18 protein-coding genes and 1 pseudogene are annotated in these 15963 nt (G+C 70.1%); 13 read left to right on the top strand and 6 right to left on the bottom strand.

Translation table 11 applies throughout. The annotated features are described in order from the left end of the window. Positions 1-554 (top strand): annotated as a pseudogene (locus JHN63_RS33600) (cellulosome protein); the annotation flags it as partial. Positions 555-581: 27 nt separating this feature from the next. Here the strand turns inward: JHN63_RS33600 and JHN63_RS33605 are convergent. Beyond that, a complete protein-coding gene (locus JHN63_RS33605; RefSeq protein WP_200687870.1) occupies positions 582-1346 on the bottom strand; it encodes a VOC family protein in 765 nt (254 codons plus the stop codon). Between the two features lie 96 nt (positions 1347-1442). Beyond that, positions 1443-1835, bottom strand: coding sequence for a VOC family protein (locus JHN63_RS33610; RefSeq protein WP_200687872.1), 393 nt, complete (start codon positions 1833-1835; stop codon positions 1443-1445). A gap of 76 nt (positions 1836-1911) precedes the next feature. Here JHN63_RS33610 and JHN63_RS33615 point away from each other — a divergent pair, with 76 nt between their 5' ends. Continuing rightward, complete coding sequence (locus JHN63_RS33615; protein ID WP_200687874.1) at positions 1912-2451, top strand: GNAT family N-acetyltransferase; 540 nt, start codon at positions 1912-1914, stop codon at positions 2449-2451. Positions 2452-2454: 3 nt separating this feature from the next. Here the strand turns inward: JHN63_RS33615 and JHN63_RS33620 are convergent, their stop codons facing one another. After that, positions 2455-3138 carry a glycerophosphodiester phosphodiesterase family protein gene (locus JHN63_RS33620; protein ID WP_200687876.1) on the bottom strand — a complete coding sequence of 228 codons (684 nt, stop codon included), beginning with the start codon at positions 3136-3138 and terminating at the stop codon, positions 2455-2457. Between the two features lie 396 nt (positions 3139-3534). Here JHN63_RS33620 and JHN63_RS33625 point away from each other — a divergent pair, with 396 nt between their 5' ends. The 5 genes from JHN63_RS33625 (at position 3535) to JHN63_RS33645 (ending at position 8144) form a co-directional block, all read left to right on the top strand. Beyond that, positions 3535-4932 (top strand): DUF6421 family protein, encoded by a 1398-nt coding sequence (locus JHN63_RS33625; protein ID WP_200687878.1) that lies wholly within the window; start codon positions 3535-3537, stop codon positions 4930-4932. 38 nt (positions 4933-4970) lie between these two features. Continuing rightward, positions 4971-5717 carry an SDR family oxidoreductase gene (locus JHN63_RS33630; RefSeq protein ID WP_200687880.1) on the top strand — a complete coding sequence of 249 codons (747 nt, stop codon included), beginning with the start codon at positions 4971-4973 and terminating at the stop codon, positions 5715-5717. Further along, a complete protein-coding gene (locus tag JHN63_RS33635) occupies positions 5714-6784 on the top strand; it encodes a low specificity L-threonine aldolase (protein ID WP_200687882.1) in 1071 nt (356 codons plus the stop codon). Before JHN63_RS33630 ends, JHN63_RS33635 begins: the two co-directional genes overlap by 4 nt. 86 nt (positions 6785-6870) lie before the next feature. Beyond that, positions 6871-7443 carry a transglutaminase family protein gene (locus JHN63_RS33640; protein WP_200687884.1) on the top strand — a complete coding sequence of 191 codons (573 nt, stop codon included), beginning with the start codon at positions 6871-6873 and terminating at the stop codon, positions 7441-7443. A gap of 8 nt (positions 7444-7451) precedes the next feature. Next, positions 7452-8144 carry a B3/4 domain-containing protein gene (locus JHN63_RS33645; RefSeq protein WP_200687886.1) on the top strand — a complete coding sequence of 231 codons (693 nt, stop codon included), beginning with the start codon at positions 7452-7454 and terminating at the stop codon, positions 8142-8144. A 4-nt stretch (positions 8145-8148) separates the two neighbouring features. Here JHN63_RS33645 and JHN63_RS33650 read toward each other — a convergent pair whose 3' ends face one another. Both JHN63_RS33650 and JHN63_RS33655 read right to left on the bottom strand, forming a co-directional pair. Beyond that, on the bottom strand, positions 8149-8877 hold the full coding sequence (locus tag JHN63_RS33650; RefSeq protein WP_200687888.1) for a 1-acyl-sn-glycerol-3-phosphate acyltransferase: 729 nt from the start codon (positions 8875-8877) through the stop codon (positions 8149-8151). A 186-nt stretch (positions 8878-9063) separates the two neighbouring features. After that, the gene (locus tag JHN63_RS33655) at positions 9064-9480 is read right to left on the bottom strand and encodes a DUF4395 domain-containing protein (RefSeq protein ID WP_200687890.1); all 417 of its coding nucleotides are present in this window, start codon (positions 9478-9480) and stop codon (positions 9064-9066) included. A 75-nt stretch (positions 9481-9555) separates the two neighbouring features. Between JHN63_RS33655 and JHN63_RS33660 the strand changes: the two genes are divergently transcribed. From JHN63_RS33660 to JHN63_RS33675, 4 genes are all read left to right on the top strand, one after another. Next, entirely contained in the window at positions 9556-9969 is a 414-nt protein-coding gene (locus JHN63_RS33660) for a thioredoxin family protein (protein WP_200687892.1), read from the top strand. 220 nt (positions 9970-10189) lie between these two features. Continuing rightward, positions 10190-10705 (top strand): flavin reductase family protein, encoded by a 516-nt coding sequence (locus JHN63_RS33665; RefSeq protein WP_200687894.1) that lies wholly within the window; start codon positions 10190-10192, stop codon positions 10703-10705. Between the two features lie 243 nt (positions 10706-10948). Continuing rightward, positions 10949-11737 carry an electron transfer flavoprotein subunit beta/FixA family protein gene (locus tag JHN63_RS33670; protein ID WP_200687896.1) on the top strand — a complete coding sequence of 263 codons (789 nt, stop codon included), beginning with the start codon at positions 10949-10951 and terminating at the stop codon, positions 11735-11737. 68 nt (positions 11738-11805) lie between these two features. Next, the gene (locus JHN63_RS33675; protein ID WP_200687898.1) at positions 11806-12768 is read left to right on the top strand and encodes an electron transfer flavoprotein subunit alpha/FixB family protein; all 963 of its coding nucleotides are present in this window, start codon (positions 11806-11808) and stop codon (positions 12766-12768) included. A gap of 54 nt (positions 12769-12822) precedes the next feature. Here the strand turns inward: JHN63_RS33675 and JHN63_RS33680 are convergent, their stop codons facing one another. Continuing rightward, positions 12823-13716, bottom strand: coding sequence for an endonuclease/exonuclease/phosphatase family protein (locus JHN63_RS33680; RefSeq protein WP_200687900.1), 894 nt, complete (start codon positions 13714-13716; stop codon positions 12823-12825). 184 nt (positions 13717-13900) lie between these two features. On the opposite strand from JHN63_RS33680, the gene JHN63_RS33685 reads away from it, so the two are divergent. Both JHN63_RS33685 and JHN63_RS33690 read left to right on the top strand, forming a co-directional pair. Continuing rightward, positions 13901-15205, top strand: a complete 1305-nt coding sequence (locus JHN63_RS33685) for an aldolase/citrate lyase family protein (RefSeq protein WP_200687902.1) — start codon at positions 13901-13903, stop codon at positions 15203-15205. Between the two features lie 98 nt (positions 15206-15303). Next, a partial coding sequence (locus JHN63_RS33690) for a serine/threonine-protein kinase (protein WP_200687904.1) occupies positions 15304-15963 on the top strand: 660 nt, incomplete at its 3' end.

The following is a 15963-nucleotide window of genomic DNA, read 5'->3' on the forward strand; positions in this document are numbered from 1 at the left end:
GCATCAACAAGGTCACCGTCACCGCCACGTCGGACCACCTGGTCCTGGACCGCCTCCGGACAGAGCCCTCACGCAGCCTCCTCCCCACCTCGACGCACTCCGCCGAGGAAGGCACCACCACCGGCAGTGCCCGCGTCACCGGCGCCCACACCTTCGCCACCGGCGGCAAGGCGGTCGACGGTATCGGCGCCGGCCCCGCGAACGCGCTCACCCTCACGGTGACGGCGGCGCGGGCCGGCCGCCACGCGCTGACGATCCGCTACTCCAACGGCGAGCAGGCGCCCGCCACCCACTACAACCCGGACCCGGTCTGCCGCCACGCGGACGTCGCTGTCAACGGGGCCGCCCCGCAACGGGTGTTGTTCCCGACGACCTTCCACTTCAACAACTTCCACGACCTGACCGTCCCGGTCACCCTCGACGAGGGCACCAACACCCTCACCTTCACCGCCGACGAACTCCCGGACCACGACGGGCAGTCGAGGAACCAGTTCGGTCAACGCTCCGCGTACGCGCCGGTGATCGACCGTGTGACGGTGACGCCGTTGGCGTGAAGGAGAGGGGGTGGGGAGGGCGTCGCCTCAGCCCTCCTCGCCCTCGGCGTACACCCCGAACACCGCCCCCTGCGGATCCCGCAGGACCGCGATCCGCCGTACGTCGGCGAGGGACGTGGGCGCCATGAGGACCGTGCCGCCCGCCTCCGTCGCCGAGGCGGCGGTGGCGTCGACGTCGGCCACGGAGAAATACGGCAGCCAGTGCGGAGTCACCTCCGGCGGGAACTTCGCGTCCATCGTCATCATGCCGCCGAAGTCGGCGCCGTCGATGCCCCATTGCGGGTAGTGCTCCGAGGGGCGGACGGTCCAGCCGAAGACCGTCGTGTAGAAGCTCTCCGCCCGCTCGGGCGCCCGGGTCAGCAGCTCCACCCAGCCCAGCGCACCGGGTGAGTTGAACAGCCCGGCGCCCGGGAAGGTCCGCGCCTGCCACATCTGGAACACGGCGCCGCCCGGGTCCAGGGCGACCGCGAAGCGCCCGATGTCGAACACGTCGATCGGTTCCATCAGCAGGGTCCCGCCGGCCGCGCGCACCTTCTCCGCGCTCGCGTCGGAGTCCGCCACGGCGAACGACACGTTCCACGCCACCGGCTGCGACTCCTGGAACAGCGGCGTCAGCGCGGCGACCGCCGCGTCCCCGACGTGCGCGACCGTGTAACCGCCCGCCTCCGGCCGGGGATCGGTCTCCGGACGCCAGCCGAACACGGCCGAGTAGAAGCGCTTGGCCGCCTCCAGATCACTGGTCCCGAGCTCGGTCCAGCAGGGCCCACCGGTCACCGGCCTGTCGAGCTTCATGGCGTTCCTTCCGCAGAAAGCTCCCCTCCCAGCACGCTAAGCCCGGGCCGCGACCCCGGCCATCCGGCACGGAAGGGCGCCCTCTCCGTCGTAGACCTAGATCCCCGGCCGGTAGCGCAGGGGATGGTCCGCCGGTACCTCCACGAGGACGATGCGTGTTCCGTCCGGGTCCGTGAGCCACATCTCGACCAGGCCCCAGGGTTCCTTCAGCGGTGGTCGGACGATCTCGACTCCCTTGGCAAGCAGTTCGTCGTGGGCGGCTTCCGCGTCCGGGACCTGCAACCAGAGGTGTACGGCGGGGGAGGGCGGGGTGGCGGAGTGGCCGGAGACCTCCAGGAAGCCGCCGCCGAGGAAGTAGACGGTCCCGCGTTCCGGACCCGTGCCGAACTCCCGGTAGACGGGCAGCCCCAACTGCTCGCCGTAGAAAGCGCGGGAGCGGTCGGGATCGGTGGGGCGCAGCAGGATGCGGCTGCTCAGTACGTGCACCATGCGGCCGGAGCCTAGTCGTCGGAGCCGGGTTACCCTCGTCTCTGCCTGAGCCGCGCCCTGATCGGAGTTGTGCACCATGGACACCGCCGCCACCGGACTGACCTTCCGCGACGCCGTCGACGCCGATGTGGACGCCCTGGTCGTGCTGATCGAGTCGGCCTACCGGGGGGACGCCAGCCGGGCCGGGTGGACCACCGAGGCGGACATCCTCGAAGGGCAGCGGACCGACCCCGAGGGCGTGCTCGCCGTCATCAAGTCGCCCGACAGCCGGCTGCTGGTCGTCGAACGCGAGGGCCAGGTCGTCGCGTGCTGCCAGCTCGAACACCGGGGCGACCACGCCTACTTCGGGATGTTCGCCGTCAGCCCGCAGCTCCAGGGCGGTGGCCTCGGCAAGGTCATCATCGCGGAGGCGGAGCGCGCGGCCCGGGAGAGCTGGGGCGTGGGGGAGATGCACATGACCGTGATCTCCGTACGGAACGACCTCATCGCCTGGTACGAGCGCCGCGGCTATCGCCGTACGGGCCGGATGACCCCGTTCCCGTACGGCGACGAGCGGTTCGGCGTTCCGCAGCGCGACGACCTGCAGTTCGAGCTGCTGGTCAAGGAACTCGCGTAGTCCTCACGCGGTGAAGCGGCCCGTGCGCTTGATCTCCGGGTAGTCGGTGGTCGCGCCGTCCAGGCCCAGGGCGCGGACGAGCCGTAGCTGGTCCTGGGTGTTCACGACCCAGCCGATGATCCTCAAGTCCGCCTTGCGGGCCGCCTCGACGACCTCCAGGGTCAGCCGGCGGATGTTCAGGCAGACCGTCTCGGCACCGGCCTCGACGGCGCGCTCCACCACGTCGGGGCCGAAGCGACTGGCGATCAGCGCGGTGCGGACGCCGGGCACCAGGCGGGCGATCTCGGCGATCGCCTCGTCGTGGAACGAGGACACCTCGACCCGCTCGACCAAGTTGCGCCGGTGCATGACCTCGGCCAGCGCCCGCGCCGCCGCCAGGTCCTTGATCTCGGCCTGGAGCGGCGACCTGACCGCGTCCAGCACCTCTTCGAAGACGGGCACGCGCTCGCCGCGACCCGCGTCCAGGGTCCGCAGCTCGTCGAGGGTCCGCTCGGCGATCGGACCGGTCCCGTCGGTCGTACGGTCCACGTCGGCGTCGTGCATGACGACGAGGGCGCCGTCGCTGCTGAGATGCAGATCGAGTTCGATGACATCGAGGCCGCCCTGCTCGGCGGCGACGAAGGAACGGAGCGTGTTCTCGGGTTCGAGACCCATGACTCCGCGGTGACCGATGGTGAGGAAGTTCAAGGTTCGACTCGCTTCCGTCGACGGCGGCTCGGCACACGCGCGCGTGGGCGCGGCCGGACATCGGCGTCCACGCGGCAGAGCCGCAGCCTAATGGCCGGGCCCGGCGTTGTACCCGCGCGTACACGGCGGATTCGGGGTGCGCTTCGAGCCTACGGGGCGACGCCGTCACCCGACCGTGGGCGAGTCCCGCCGGCGTTGACCGAAACCGGCCCCCTGGAGAGGGCGCCCGCAGGCCTACCCCGCCACAGCGGAAGTAATCGCCACTTCTGTGTCCGGCAGGAAAAATAGCGGTGACGGTCGGGAGGCGCAGGATAAATTGCGGAGGCTCCCCTTGCTGGGAGAAACCATGAACGCATACGCTGTTCATACGCGAGGTTCTCCTGTGGAGGGTGGGACATGACGGAAATTCTTGTGCGGGTGGGTGCCGAGGAGCGGCTTGCTCCCGTGACCAGGGTGGTGGAGCATCCCGCATGGCCCGTGCTCAAGGATGCCGTGGAGCGGATCCGGCCATGGCAGTCCAAGGACGGGTCGATCGACTTCGCGGCCGAGGGCGCCCCGGACCGCGCGGACGCCGAGTACGCCGTGCGCCTGGTGACGGGCGCCGTCGAGGACCTCTCCCCGCTGCTCCCGCACGATGCCGCCTACCACGCCGCGCTGGTCAGGGACCTGACGCGGTGGGCCGAGGACGGCTTCCAGGTGCCCGACTTCCTCGACTCGCTGCTGGCCTTCCAGCCCGCCGCGAACCGCCGGGACGGACTCCAGCACCTGGTCGTCTTCCCGATGTACACGCAGAACGGCAACCCGGACCGCAACGTCGAGGCGGTCGTCCTGCGCATGGTCTGGCCCGACTGGCTGGCCGAGCTGGAGGCGACCCGTTACGACAACCCGCTGTTCTGCGGGATCACCTTCGAGGACTTCACGTCCGGCTACGACACCAACTCCGCCGTGCTCTTCCCGGAGACGATCGCCGTACGCCAAGCGCCGGAACGATTCTCCTGGGGCGGCATCTTCTGTGACCGCGAGGCCGCCCGCTTCCGCCGGGTGACCGCGGCCGCCGTGGACATCCTGGGCATGGACCTGCCCGAGGACATCGCCACGATGGTCGACGACCAGAAGCGCTGCGAGGAGGCCTTCGTCCTGTGGGACATGGTCCACGACCGCACCCACAGCCACGGCGACCTGCCCTTCGACCCGTTCATGATCAAGCAGCGCCAGCCGTTCTGGATGTACGGCCTCGAAGAGCTGCGCTGCGACCTCACCGCCTTCAAGGAGGCCGTGAAGCTGGAGGCCGACGGCGTCCCGCAGGCCCGTGACGTGCAGTACGCGGTCCTCTGCGACCGCATGTTCCGCTTCCCGGTCACCGGCGAGCGGGTCCGTAACTACGACGGACTCGGCGGCCAGCTCCTCTTCGCCTACCTGCACAAGCACGACGTCGTCCGCTGGACCGACAACAAGCTGCACATCGACTGGCAGCGCGCCCCCGAGGTCACCAACCGGCTGTGCGCCGAGATCGAGGACCTCTACCGCGCGGGCATCGACCGCCCCAAGCTCGTCCACTGGTTCAAGGCCTACGACCTGGTCGCGACCTATCTCGCCCCGCACCCGGGCTCCAAGTGGGCCAAGGGGCCCGACGCCCTGGACCTGAGCCAGCCGCCGCGGAAACTCGTGGATGACGTGCTTCCGGACGAGTTTCCGCTGAGCATGTTCTATGAGGCACTCTCCAAGAAGCTCAAGAACGTGATCGCCTCGACCAAGGGCATCCGGGTGGAGAGCGCCGAGCAGGTCGCCGCGTGAGCGACCGCACGACAGAAGTGGCTCAGGAGGCGAGGACCATGGGGAACGGGGCGCTCAACGGCGCGGTGATCGCGGTGGCCGGAGCGGGCGGGCCCGCGGGCCACGCGGTGCTGCTGCGGCTGGCCGAGGCGGGCGCGACCGTCGTCGGTGCGGACGCGCACCCCGAGCGCCTGGCGGAGGCCGTGGACGCGGCCCGCTACGCGCACGGCGGCGCCACCGTCGTCGGCGACACGGTCGACCTGCTCGACCCGCAGGCGACCCGCGACTGGGCCGAGCACATCGAGAAGGACTTCGGCCGCGTCGACGGCCTCGTCCACCTCGTCGGCGGCTGGCGCGGCAGCGCCACCTTCACCGAGACCGACCTCGCGGACTGGGACCTCCTGGAGAAGCTGCTCATCCGCACCGTCCAGCACACCTCCCTGGCCTTCTACGACGGCCTGGAGCGCAGCGACCGCGGCCGGTATCTGCTGATCAGCGCGGCCGGCGCCAGCAAGCCGACCGCGGGCAACGCCGCGTACTCCGCCTCGAAGGCCGCCGCCGAGGCCTGGACCCTCGCGATGGCCGACGGCTACCGCAAGGCCGGAGGGGAGGACGGCCCCACCTCCGCAGCGGCCGTCATGGTGGTGAAGGCGCTGGTGCACGACGCGATGCGCGCCGAACGCCCGAACGCGAAGTTCGCGGGCTTCACCGACGTCAAGGACCTCGCCGAGGCCATCGCGGGCGTCTGGGACAAGCCCGCCTCCGAAGTGAACGGAAACCGTCTGTGGCTGACCGAGAAGCCGTGAACCCTCCGAAGACCGACGCCCGTCGCCACCACGACCCGGAGATCCGCGGCTTCGCCAGCGACAACTACGCCGGCGCCCACCCCGAGGTGCTCGCCGCCCTGGCGCTCGCCAACGGTGGCCACCAGGTCGCCTACGGCGAGGACGACTACACCGACCACCTCCAGGGCATCATCCGCAGCCACTTCGGTGCCACGGCCGAAGCCTTCCCGGTCTTCAACGGCACCGGAGCCAACGTCGTCGCGCTCCAGGCCGTCACCGACCGTTGGGGCGCGGTGATCTGCGCCGAGAGCGCCCACATCAACGTCGACGAGGGCGGCGCCCCCGAACGCATGGGCGGCCTCAAGCTCCTCACCGTGCCCACCCCGGACGGCAAACTCACGCCCGAACTCATCGACAGGCAGGCCTACGGCTGGGACGACGAGCACCGGGCGATGCCGCAGGTCGTCTCGATCACCCAGAGCACCGAACTCGGCACCCTGTACACGCCCGACGAGATCCGCGCGATCTGCGACCACGCCCATGCGCGCGGCATGAAGGTCCACCTCGACGGCTCCCGGATAGCCAACGCGGCGGCCTCACTCGACGTCCCCATGCGGACGTTCACCAACGCGGTCGGCGTCGACATCCTCTCCCTCGGGGGGACGAAGAACGGCGCGATCTTCGGTGAGGCGGTCGTCGTCATCAATCAGGACGCCGTCAGCCACATGAAGCACCTGCGCAAGCTGTCCATGCAGCTCGCCTCCAAGATGCGCTTCGTTTCAGTGCAGTTGGAGGCGCTGCTCGCCAAGGACCTGTGGCTGCGCAACGCCCGCCATGCCAACGAGATGGCCCAGCGCCTCGCCGAGGGCGTGCGCGCGGTGCACGGCGTGGAGATCCTCTACCCCGTGCAGGCCAACGGCGTCTTCGCCCGCCTCCCGCACGACGTGAGCGTGCGCCTTCAGCAGCGCTTCCGGTTCTACTTCTGGGACGAGGCGGCCGGGGACGTCCGCTGGATGTGCGGTTTCGACACGACCGAGGACGACGTGGACGCGTTCGTGGCGGCGCTCAAGGAGGAGATGGCCCGTTAGTCAAGCTTGAAGAGATCATGCATAGGTATGCGGTCGCCTGAAAAGTAATTGACTCTCGGGTGATCGCTTTCCTATGCTCTCCGGTCATGGAGCTGATCCAGAACACCCCCGACCTGTCCGCCTATTTGGCCGCTGACGAGGTCGTCGACCATGACCATCCCCTCGTGCGGGAGACGGCCGCGCGTCTCGCCAGGGGTGCCGCGGACTCGTATGGGTATGCGCGGCTGGCCTTCGAGTTCGTGCGGGACGAGATTCCCCACTCGCAGGACTCCGGTGACCCGCGCGTCACCTGGAGGGCCTCCGACGTCCTGGAGCAGCGCACCGGCATCTGTTACGCCAAGGCGCACGCGCTGGCCGCGCTGCTGCGGGCCGAGGACATCCCCGCGGCGCTCTGCTACCAGAAGTTCGACGTGCTGCACGGGTTGGTCGCCGTGCGGTTCAACGGGGCCTGGCACCGGCAGGATCCGCGCGGCAACAAGCCGGGCGTGGACGCGCAGTTCTCCCTCGACGGCGAGCGGCTGGCCTTCGTACCCGATCCTGAGTTCAATGAGTTGGACTATCCGGTCCTGTACGCTGAACCGCACCCGGTCGTGCTGAGCGCCCTCAAGGCCGCACCCGACCGCCCGCACCTCTGGCAGACGCTCCCGACCGCACTCTGAGGCAGACCATGACCCTCACCCTGACCGTGTCCGACGAAGTCCGCGCCCTTGCCCCCGGGTTCACCCACGTGGCGATCGAGGCCCACGGACTGGTCAACGGGCCCAGCACCGAAGCGAGTTCGGCGCTCCTCGAAGACGCGGCCCGCCGGCTCGCCGTACGACTGGACGGGCGTGCCCCGCACGAGGACCCGCACATGGTGGCCTGGCGCGAGGTGTACACCGCGTTCGGTTCGAAGCCGTCGCGGACCCGCAACTCGGCCGAGGCGCTGGCCAAGAGGGCGCTCTCGGATGGCGGGCTGCCCCGGATCAATCTGCTGGTCGACCTCTACAACGCCGTCAGCGTCGCCCACCTGATCCCCGTGGGCGGCGAGGACACCGACCGTATCCAGGGCGGGATGGTCCTCGAACGGGCCGTCGGGGACGAGGAGTTCGTCACCGTGGCGGGCGGCGAGGAAGTCGTCGAACATCCCGACGCGGGCGAGGTGGTGTGGCGGGACGCGGTCGGTGTCACCTGCCGCCGCTGGAACTGGCGGCAGGGGCCGCGCACCCGGCTCACCGAGCAATCGACGTCCGCCGTCTTCCTGTTGGAGAGCCTGGCGCCGATGCCGGTGGCCGACGTCGAGGCGGCCGGTGCCGAACTCGCCGAGCTGCTCGAGAAGTTCAGCCCCGGGGCGCGGATCACCGTCCACGCCCCGGCGTGACGATTCAGCGAGCCTCGGCCGCCTTGACCTCTTCGGCGGTCGGGGCCGTGCCGCCGAGATGGGCCGGCATCCACCACGTGTCGTCCGGACCCTTGGGTCGCACCGGATAGGCGCGCTGGGCGGCCTCGAGCAGCTCCTGGACGCGCTCGCGCAGCCGGCGGGTGATGGCGCCCGCGTACTGGTCCTGCGGGGCCTCCACCGGCTCGCCGACCCGGATGGTGATCGGGGTGTGGCTGCGCTTGAAGTTCTTCGGGTGGCCCTTGGTCCACAGGCGCTGGGTGCCCCACAGGGCCATCGGGATCAGCGGGACACCGGCCTCCTGGGCCATGCGCGCCGCACCGGACTTGAAGCTCTTCAGGGTGAACGACTGCGAGATCGTCGCCTCGGGGAAGACGCCGACGATCTCACCGGACCGCAGCGACTCCAGCGCGTGCTGGTAGGCCGTCTCGCCCTGCTTGCGGTCCACCGGGATGTGCTTCATGCCGCGCATCAGCGGACCCGAGATCCTGTGCCGGAACACCGACTCCTTCGCCATGAAGCGCACGAGGCGCTTCTGGGGCAGGGCGGCCAGACCGTCGAAGATGAAGTCCAGGTAGCTGATGTGGTTGCTGACCAGCACGGCGCCGCCCGAGCGCGGAATGTTCTCCGATCCCTTGCAGTCGATCTTGAGGTCCCAGGCCTTGAACAACGTTTGGGCGAGACCGACGACGGGACGGTAGACAAGCTCAGCCATGGACGGGGTGGACCCTTCTCTCTGCCTGGAAGGGGTTCTCCGGGCGGGAAAGTTACGCAGCCGTAGGTTTACGGCATTGCGCAGATCGTGCCCCAAGAACGAACGACTGGCCAGTCCTCGTGCCGGAGAAAGGCGAGATCCTCGTCACGTCCATCGCTTGATCCACCTCGGCCTTTTAAGTTGCCTTTACTGTGCGCGTACCGTCACTCGACGCACGAGCAGGTACATCTCGCACCCCAGGCAGTACCCGAACGCGGCATTGAGGAACGCGGCGGCGAGCGCGGCCCCCGTCGCCGCGAGCCCCAGCCACTCCGGACCCAGGCCGAAACCGACCAGCCCCACCCCGGCGAAGGCCAGCCCGACCGCCTGCGCGAACCGCGGCGGCTCCGGTGCCTCGAACTCCGTCGGCGGCCCGATCCGGGGCCGTACGGCCTTCCGGAACAGCCAGCCGTACGGCGAACGGCCCACGCCGCCCGCCGCGCCCAGCGCGAACGCCAGGGTCTGCCAGGCCAGCAGCCAGAAGCTGCCGGTGATCAGCACGACCGCCAGTACTACGGTCGTCAGGGCCGCCCCGAAACGCGGTCCTCGTACGTCGATGTCCATGAATCAAGGATTCCGCAGTGGAAAGGATTCCGGGCACCGGGAATCTTTGCAGTCTCGTGAACGCTGGAGGATTCGATGACCGGACTTGTGGTGTGCGTGGTGGTGCTCGCGGCGGCGAGCGCCTACGGAGTGCTGCATCGGCGGCGGAGCGGGAGAGTACGCGTGCGTGGGCGCGACGGCGGAAAACGGCTCGGCGCCGCCGAGTTGGGCGGCGACCTCGGCGAGAAGGCCACCCTGGTGCAGTTCTCCAGCGCCTTCTGCGCGCCCTGCCGGGCCACGCGCCGGGTGCTGGGCGAGGTGGCCGACATGGTCCCCGGCGTCCGGCACATCGAGATCGACGCCGAGGACCACCTGGCCCTCGTACGGGAACTCGACATCCTGAAGACCCCCACCGTGCTGGTCCTCGACGCCGGCGGGCAGGTCGTACGGCGTGCCACCGGCCTCCCCCGCAAGGCGGACGTCATCGCGGCTCTGGGGGAGGCGGTCTGACGGTTGTGACGCCCTTGGTGACGACTTCGGTGAGCCATCTCCCATATGCCGGAACGTACTTGACTGCGCGCACCACCTATCGTCAACCTGACCGTATGCCTACGGAACTCCTTCTCTTCGGGCGGGTGCACGTCGATCTCGCCCGCACCGCGAGCGCGCGCTGTCCGGGCTGCTGAGCAGCCACGGACCCAGTTCGTTCCCTCCGTAGAAGGACACGTCCATGACGGCCACGCCCGACCTCGGCACCCGTACCCCTCAGCACGCCTCCCCCGACCTGCTGCGTTCCGTCTTCCGGCAGCACGCGGCCGGTGTGGCGGTGATCACCGCGCGCGGTGAGAACGGCCCGGTCGGCTTCACCGCCACCTCCCTCAGCTCCGTCTCGGCGCAGCCCCCGATGCTGTCCTTCGGGATCAGCACCGGCGCGTCCAGTTGGCCCGCGATATCCGGGGCCGAGCATGTCGGCGTGCACATACTCGGCGAGCACCAGGAGCAGTTGGCGGCCACCTTCGCCCGCAGTGGCGCCGACCGTTTCGGGGCGCCCACCGTCTGGCGTGAGGGTCCCGAGGGCGTGCCGGTCCTCGACGGCGTGCTCGCCTGGCTGGTCTGCCGGGTCGCCGCGCGCGTGCCCGCCGGGGACCACCGCATCGTGCTGGCCGAGGTCGTCCTCGGTGAGCACGCGGGCTCCGGCCGCCCGCTCCTCTATCACCAGGGCCGCTTCAACGGGCTGCGTGACTGAGACCACTCCCGGTGGGTGACGGGCCACCCTGCGGAAGCGTCGAGTTCCGATTACGCTGCGTTGCACAGGTCACAGTTCAAAGCGCTTGCTTAGCGGGCACCCCCTGGGGGAGCGTAGGAGTGCGTACTGGCGAGTAATATTTCGCTCGGAGCACCGGTCGCCCCCACCGGGAACGGCCGTTCAGGGCGCCTATGCTGCCTGGAAGTAGGCAGCCGAAAATGACGATGCAGTAGGAGAGCCGGCGTGAGCTTGAGGATCGTTGTCACTGTGAAGTACGTGCCCGACGCCACTGGCGACCGGCACTTCGCCGATGACCTGACCGTCGACCGGGACGACGTGGACGGTCTGCTCTCCGAGCTGGACGAGTACGCGGTCGAGCAGGCGCTGCAGATCTCCGAGAACTCGGACGACGACGTGGAGATCACCGTCCTGACCGTGGGCCCGGAGGACGCCAAGGACGCCCTGCGCAAGGCGCTGTCCATGGGCGCCGACAAGGCGATCCACGTCGAGGACGACGACCTGCACGGCACCGACGCCGTCGGCACCTCCCTGGTGCTCGCCAAGGCGATCGAGAAGGCCGGCTTCGACCTGGTCGTCTCCGGCATGGCCTCCACGGACGGCACCGCCGGTGTGATCCCCGCCCTGCTGGCCGAGCGCCTGGGTGTCCCGCAGGTCACGCTGCTCTCCGAGGTCTCCGTGGCGGACGGCGTCGTCAAGGGCCGCCGTGACGGCGACAGCGCCTCCGAGCAGCTCGAGGCCTCCCTGCCGGCCGTCGTGTCCGTCACCGACCAGTCGGGCGAGGCGCGTTACCCGTCCTTCAAGGGCATCATGGCCGCCAAGAAGAAGCCGGTTCAGGCCTGGGACCTCTCCGACCTGGAGATCGACGCCGACGAGGTCGGCCTCGAAGGCGCCTGGACCGCCGTCGACTCCGCGGCCCAGCGCCCCGCGCGCACCGCCGGCACGATCGTCAAGGACGAGGGCGAGGGCGGCAAGCAGCTCGCCGAGTTCCTCGCGGGCCAGAAGTTCATCTAGGCCCAAGGATCACGGCCCAACTCGCATACCTCCCCTCAGACTTCGCAAGCACGCAGGAGACCATTCCCATGGCTGAAGTTCTCGTCTACGTCGACCACGTGGACGGCGCCGTCCGCAAGCCCACCCTGGAGCTGCTGACCCTGGCCCGCCGTATCGGCGAGCCCGTCGCGGTCGCCCTCGGCTCGGGTGCCGAGAACACCGCCGCCGCGCTCGCCGAGCACGGCGCGGTGAAGGTGCTCACGCACGACGCCGCCGAGTACGCCGACTACCTCGTCGTACCGAAGGTGGACGCCCTCCAGGCCGCCTACGACGCCGTCTCCCCGGCCGCCGTCCTGGTGCCGTCCTCCGCCGAGGGCAAGGAGATCGCCGCCCGCCTCGCGGTGCGCATCGGCTCCGGCATCATCACCGACGCCACCGACCTGGAGGCCGGTGACGAGGGTCCGGTCGCGACGCAGTCGGTGTTCGCCGCCTCCTTCACCACCAAGACCCGCGTTTCCAAGGGCACCCCGGTCATCACCGTGAAGCCCAACTCGGCCGCCGTGGAGGCCGCCCCGGCCGCCGGCACCGTCGAGGCGCTCGCGGTCACCTTCTCGGACAAGGCCACCGGCACGAAGGTCACCGCGCGCACCCCGCGCGAGTCGACCGGCCGCCCGGAGCTGACCGAGGCCGCGATCGTCGTCTCCGGTGGTCGCGGTGTGAACGGCTCGGAGAACTTCGCGATCATCGAGGCCCTCGCCGACTCCCTCGGCGCGGCCGTCGGCGCCTCGCGCGCCGCCGTGGACGCCGGCTGGTACCCGCACTCCAACCAGGTCGGCCAGACCGGCAAGAGCGTCTCCCCGCAGCTCTACATCGCCAACGGCATCTCCGGCGCGATCCAGCACCGCGCGGGCATGCAGACCTCGAAGACGATCGTGGCCGTCAACAAGGACGCCGAGGCCCCGATCTTCGACCTCGTCGACTACGGCGTGGTCGGCGACCTCTTCGACGTCGTCCCGCAGCTCACCGAGGAGATCAACACCCGCAAGGGCTGATCCCCCGCAGCGTCATCAGGCACCCGCGACCCACGTGGTCGCGGGGGCCTTCGCTCATCCCAGGGTGATCGTGGACGTCACGGGCAGATGGTCGCTCGGGAACTGGCTGTTCTCGGAGAAGGTGTCGAGGGCCGTCCGGCGCACGGTGACACCCGGGGTGACCAGGATCCAGTCGATGCGGGGACCGCCCGGCACGAGCGCGCGGTAGCCGTGGAAGCTGCCGTAGAGCTGCCCGCGCGCCGCCGCCGCGTCCCAGGTGTCCCGGAGGCCGGCGCCCAGCATCGTGGCGTAGACGGAGGTGGTGTACGCGGCGGTGTTGAAGTCGCCGGTCACCACGATCGGCAGGGAGCGGTCGAGGCGGGCGAGGCGTTCGGCGATGAGGGTGGCGGCCCGCTCGCGCGCGTACTGACTCGCGTTGTCCAGGTGGGTGTTGAGGACGTAGAACTGCCGTTCCTCGTCGCCGAGATCGCGGAAGCGGATCCAGGTGGCGATGCGCGCGTGGGCGCCGCCCCAGGTGTTCGATCCGATCACGTTCGGCGTGTCGGAGAGCCAGAACTGGTCGTACTCGATCGGGGCGAGGCGGCGGGTGTCGTAGAAGATCGCGGTCTCCTCGTCGAAGCTGCCGCCCTTGCGGCCGCCGCCGATCCAGTCGTAGTGCGGCGCGAGGTCCTGCTTGATGTCCTGAAGTTGCGCGTAGAGGCCCTCCTGGGTGCCGATGATGTCGGGGGCCGCGCGGAGCAGCAGGTCGCGCATCACCGGGCGGCGGACCTTCCAGCTGTTGGGTTCGGCGGTGTCGGCGTAGCGCAGGTTGAACGTCATGACGTCCAGCAGACGGGTCTCGTGCCGGACGGAGCCGGAGCGTACGGTTCCGATCAGTGGCAGGGCGATGGCGGCCGCCACGAGCGTGCTCAGCCCCGCGCGGCGGGTCATCTTTCCGACAGTCGGCATATGCGTCCCCTCCCCTTGCGAGTCAGGATGAAGGTGCGCGGCGCTGGGCGGAAGAGGGCCTCGGGGCGGCAGTGAACACCATGGGTTCACGGCGTGGACAAGGTGTTGACCGGCGGGAAGCTCCATGGATAACTTCGTTCTACGGATTGTTGATTCCGCAGAGCGGAAAACTGGAGGGTACGGGATGGGTCAGGGCGAGCAACAGCAGGTGGCGACGAGCCTCGCGGGTGCGATCAGCGAGGAGATCAGCGCCTCCCTGGCACCGGTCGACGCCGAACTGGAGCGCCGCTACCCCGGCGACCCGGGCACCCGCCAGCCCGTCCACACGGTCTACGTCCCCGGTGACCTCTTCGCCGCCGACACGATCCGCTCCTGGGGCGACCGGGCCCTGGCCGCCCTCGACGAACACGCCCCCGACGCGGCCTCCTTCGCCGCCGTCCTCGGCCTCTCCGACGAACTCGCCGAGCCCGTCCACGCGCGCGTGCGGGCCAAGTTGGAACGCGAGCCCATCGAGGACCTGCGCGTCGACTTCGAGGACGGCTACGGCCCCCGCCCCGACGCCGAGGAGGACGAGGCCGCCGCCCGCGCGGCCCGCCTGATCGCCGAGGCGTACGACAACGGCACGGCGGCGCCGTACATGGGCATCCGTATGAAGTGCATGGAGGCGCCGGTGCGCGACCGGGGCATCCGCACCCTCGACATCTTCCTGACCGGCCTCATGGAGGCAGGAGGCCTGCCCGAGGGGCTGGTCCTCACCCTCCCCAAGGTCACGTACGCCGAACAGGTCACCGCGATGGTGCGGCTCCTGGAGGCCTTCGAGAAGGCGCGCGGGCTGGAGCCGGGCCGGATCGGCTTCGAGATCCAGATCGAGACCAGCCAGTCCATCCTGGCGACGGACGGCACCGCCACGCTCGCCCGCATGATCCAGGCTTCCGAGGGCCGCGCCACCGGCCTGCACTACGGCACCTTCGACTACAGCGCCTGCCTCGGCGTGTCCGCCGCCTACCAGGCCAGCGACCACCCGGCCGCCGACCACGCCAAGGCGATCATGCAGGTCGCGGCGGCGGGCACGGGCGTACGCGTGTCGGACGGCTCGACAAACGTCCTCCCGGTCGGACCCACCGCGCAGGTCCACGACGCGTGGCGGCTCCACTACGGCCTCACCCGGCGGGCGTTGTCCCGCGCGTACTACCAGGGCTGGGACATGCACCCCGGCCACATCCCCACCCGCTACGCGGCCGTCTTCGCCTTCTACCGCGAGGGCTTCGAACAGGCCGCCGCCCGCCTCTCCCGCTACGCCAACCACGCCGGCGGCGACGTCATGGACGAGCCCGCCACCGCCAAGGCCCTGAGCGGCTATCTGCTGCGCGGCCTGGACTGCGGCGCGCTCGACATCGCCGAGGTGGCCGGGGCGACCGGGCTGACCCGGACGGACCTGGAGGGCTTCGCCGCGCCCCGGCGGGGCGACCTCACGGCATCCGCCAAGTAGCGGACCTGTCACAGGTGTTGGCGCCGACTTCTGTTGTCACTGCCGCCCCGTAGGCTGTACGGCGTTCATGGGATGTGCCACAGGGACGGAGCGGTGCGGTGCCTTCGGGGGAGAGCGGACGCGTGGACGGGGTCGACCGAGTGCTGGCAGGGCGCTATCGGGTCGTGTCCCGGCTCGGGCGCGGCGGCATGGGCGTCGTCTGGCGGGCCGTCGACGAGGTCCTCGGCCGTGAGGTCGCCGTCAAGGAACTGCGCACCTTCACCGACGCCCACGCGCCCGAACTGGCCGATCTGCGGCTGCGGATGCAGCGCGAGGCGCGGGCGGCGGCGAGGGTCCGCCACACCGGTGTGGTCGTCGTGCACGACATCGCCGAGGTCGACGGACGCCCGCTGATCGTCATGGAGTTGATCGACGGGCCGTCCCTCGACGACATCCTGGGGGAGCGTGGCCCGATCGACCCGCGCGAGGCGGCCGGGATCGGCGCGAAGGTGATGGAGGCGCTGGCCGCGGCGCACTCAGTGGGCGTCCTGCACCGCGATGTGAAGCCGGGCAACATCCTCCTGGACCGCACGGGCCGCGTCGTCCTCACGGACTTCGGCATAGCGACGATGGACGACCCGGGTGACGGCTCCGCCACCCACCTCACACGGAGCGGCGAACTCATCGGCTCCCTGGACTACTTGGCCCCCGAGCGGGCCCAGGGCGCGGACCTCGGAGGCCGGGCCGGGGTCCGCGCCCTGGGCCCGCTCGGGGGCCAA

The organism is Streptomyces sp. MBT65 (genome assembly GCF_016612545.1).
Taxonomy (GTDB): domain Bacteria; phylum Actinomycetota; class Actinomycetes; order Streptomycetales; family Streptomycetaceae; genus Streptomyces.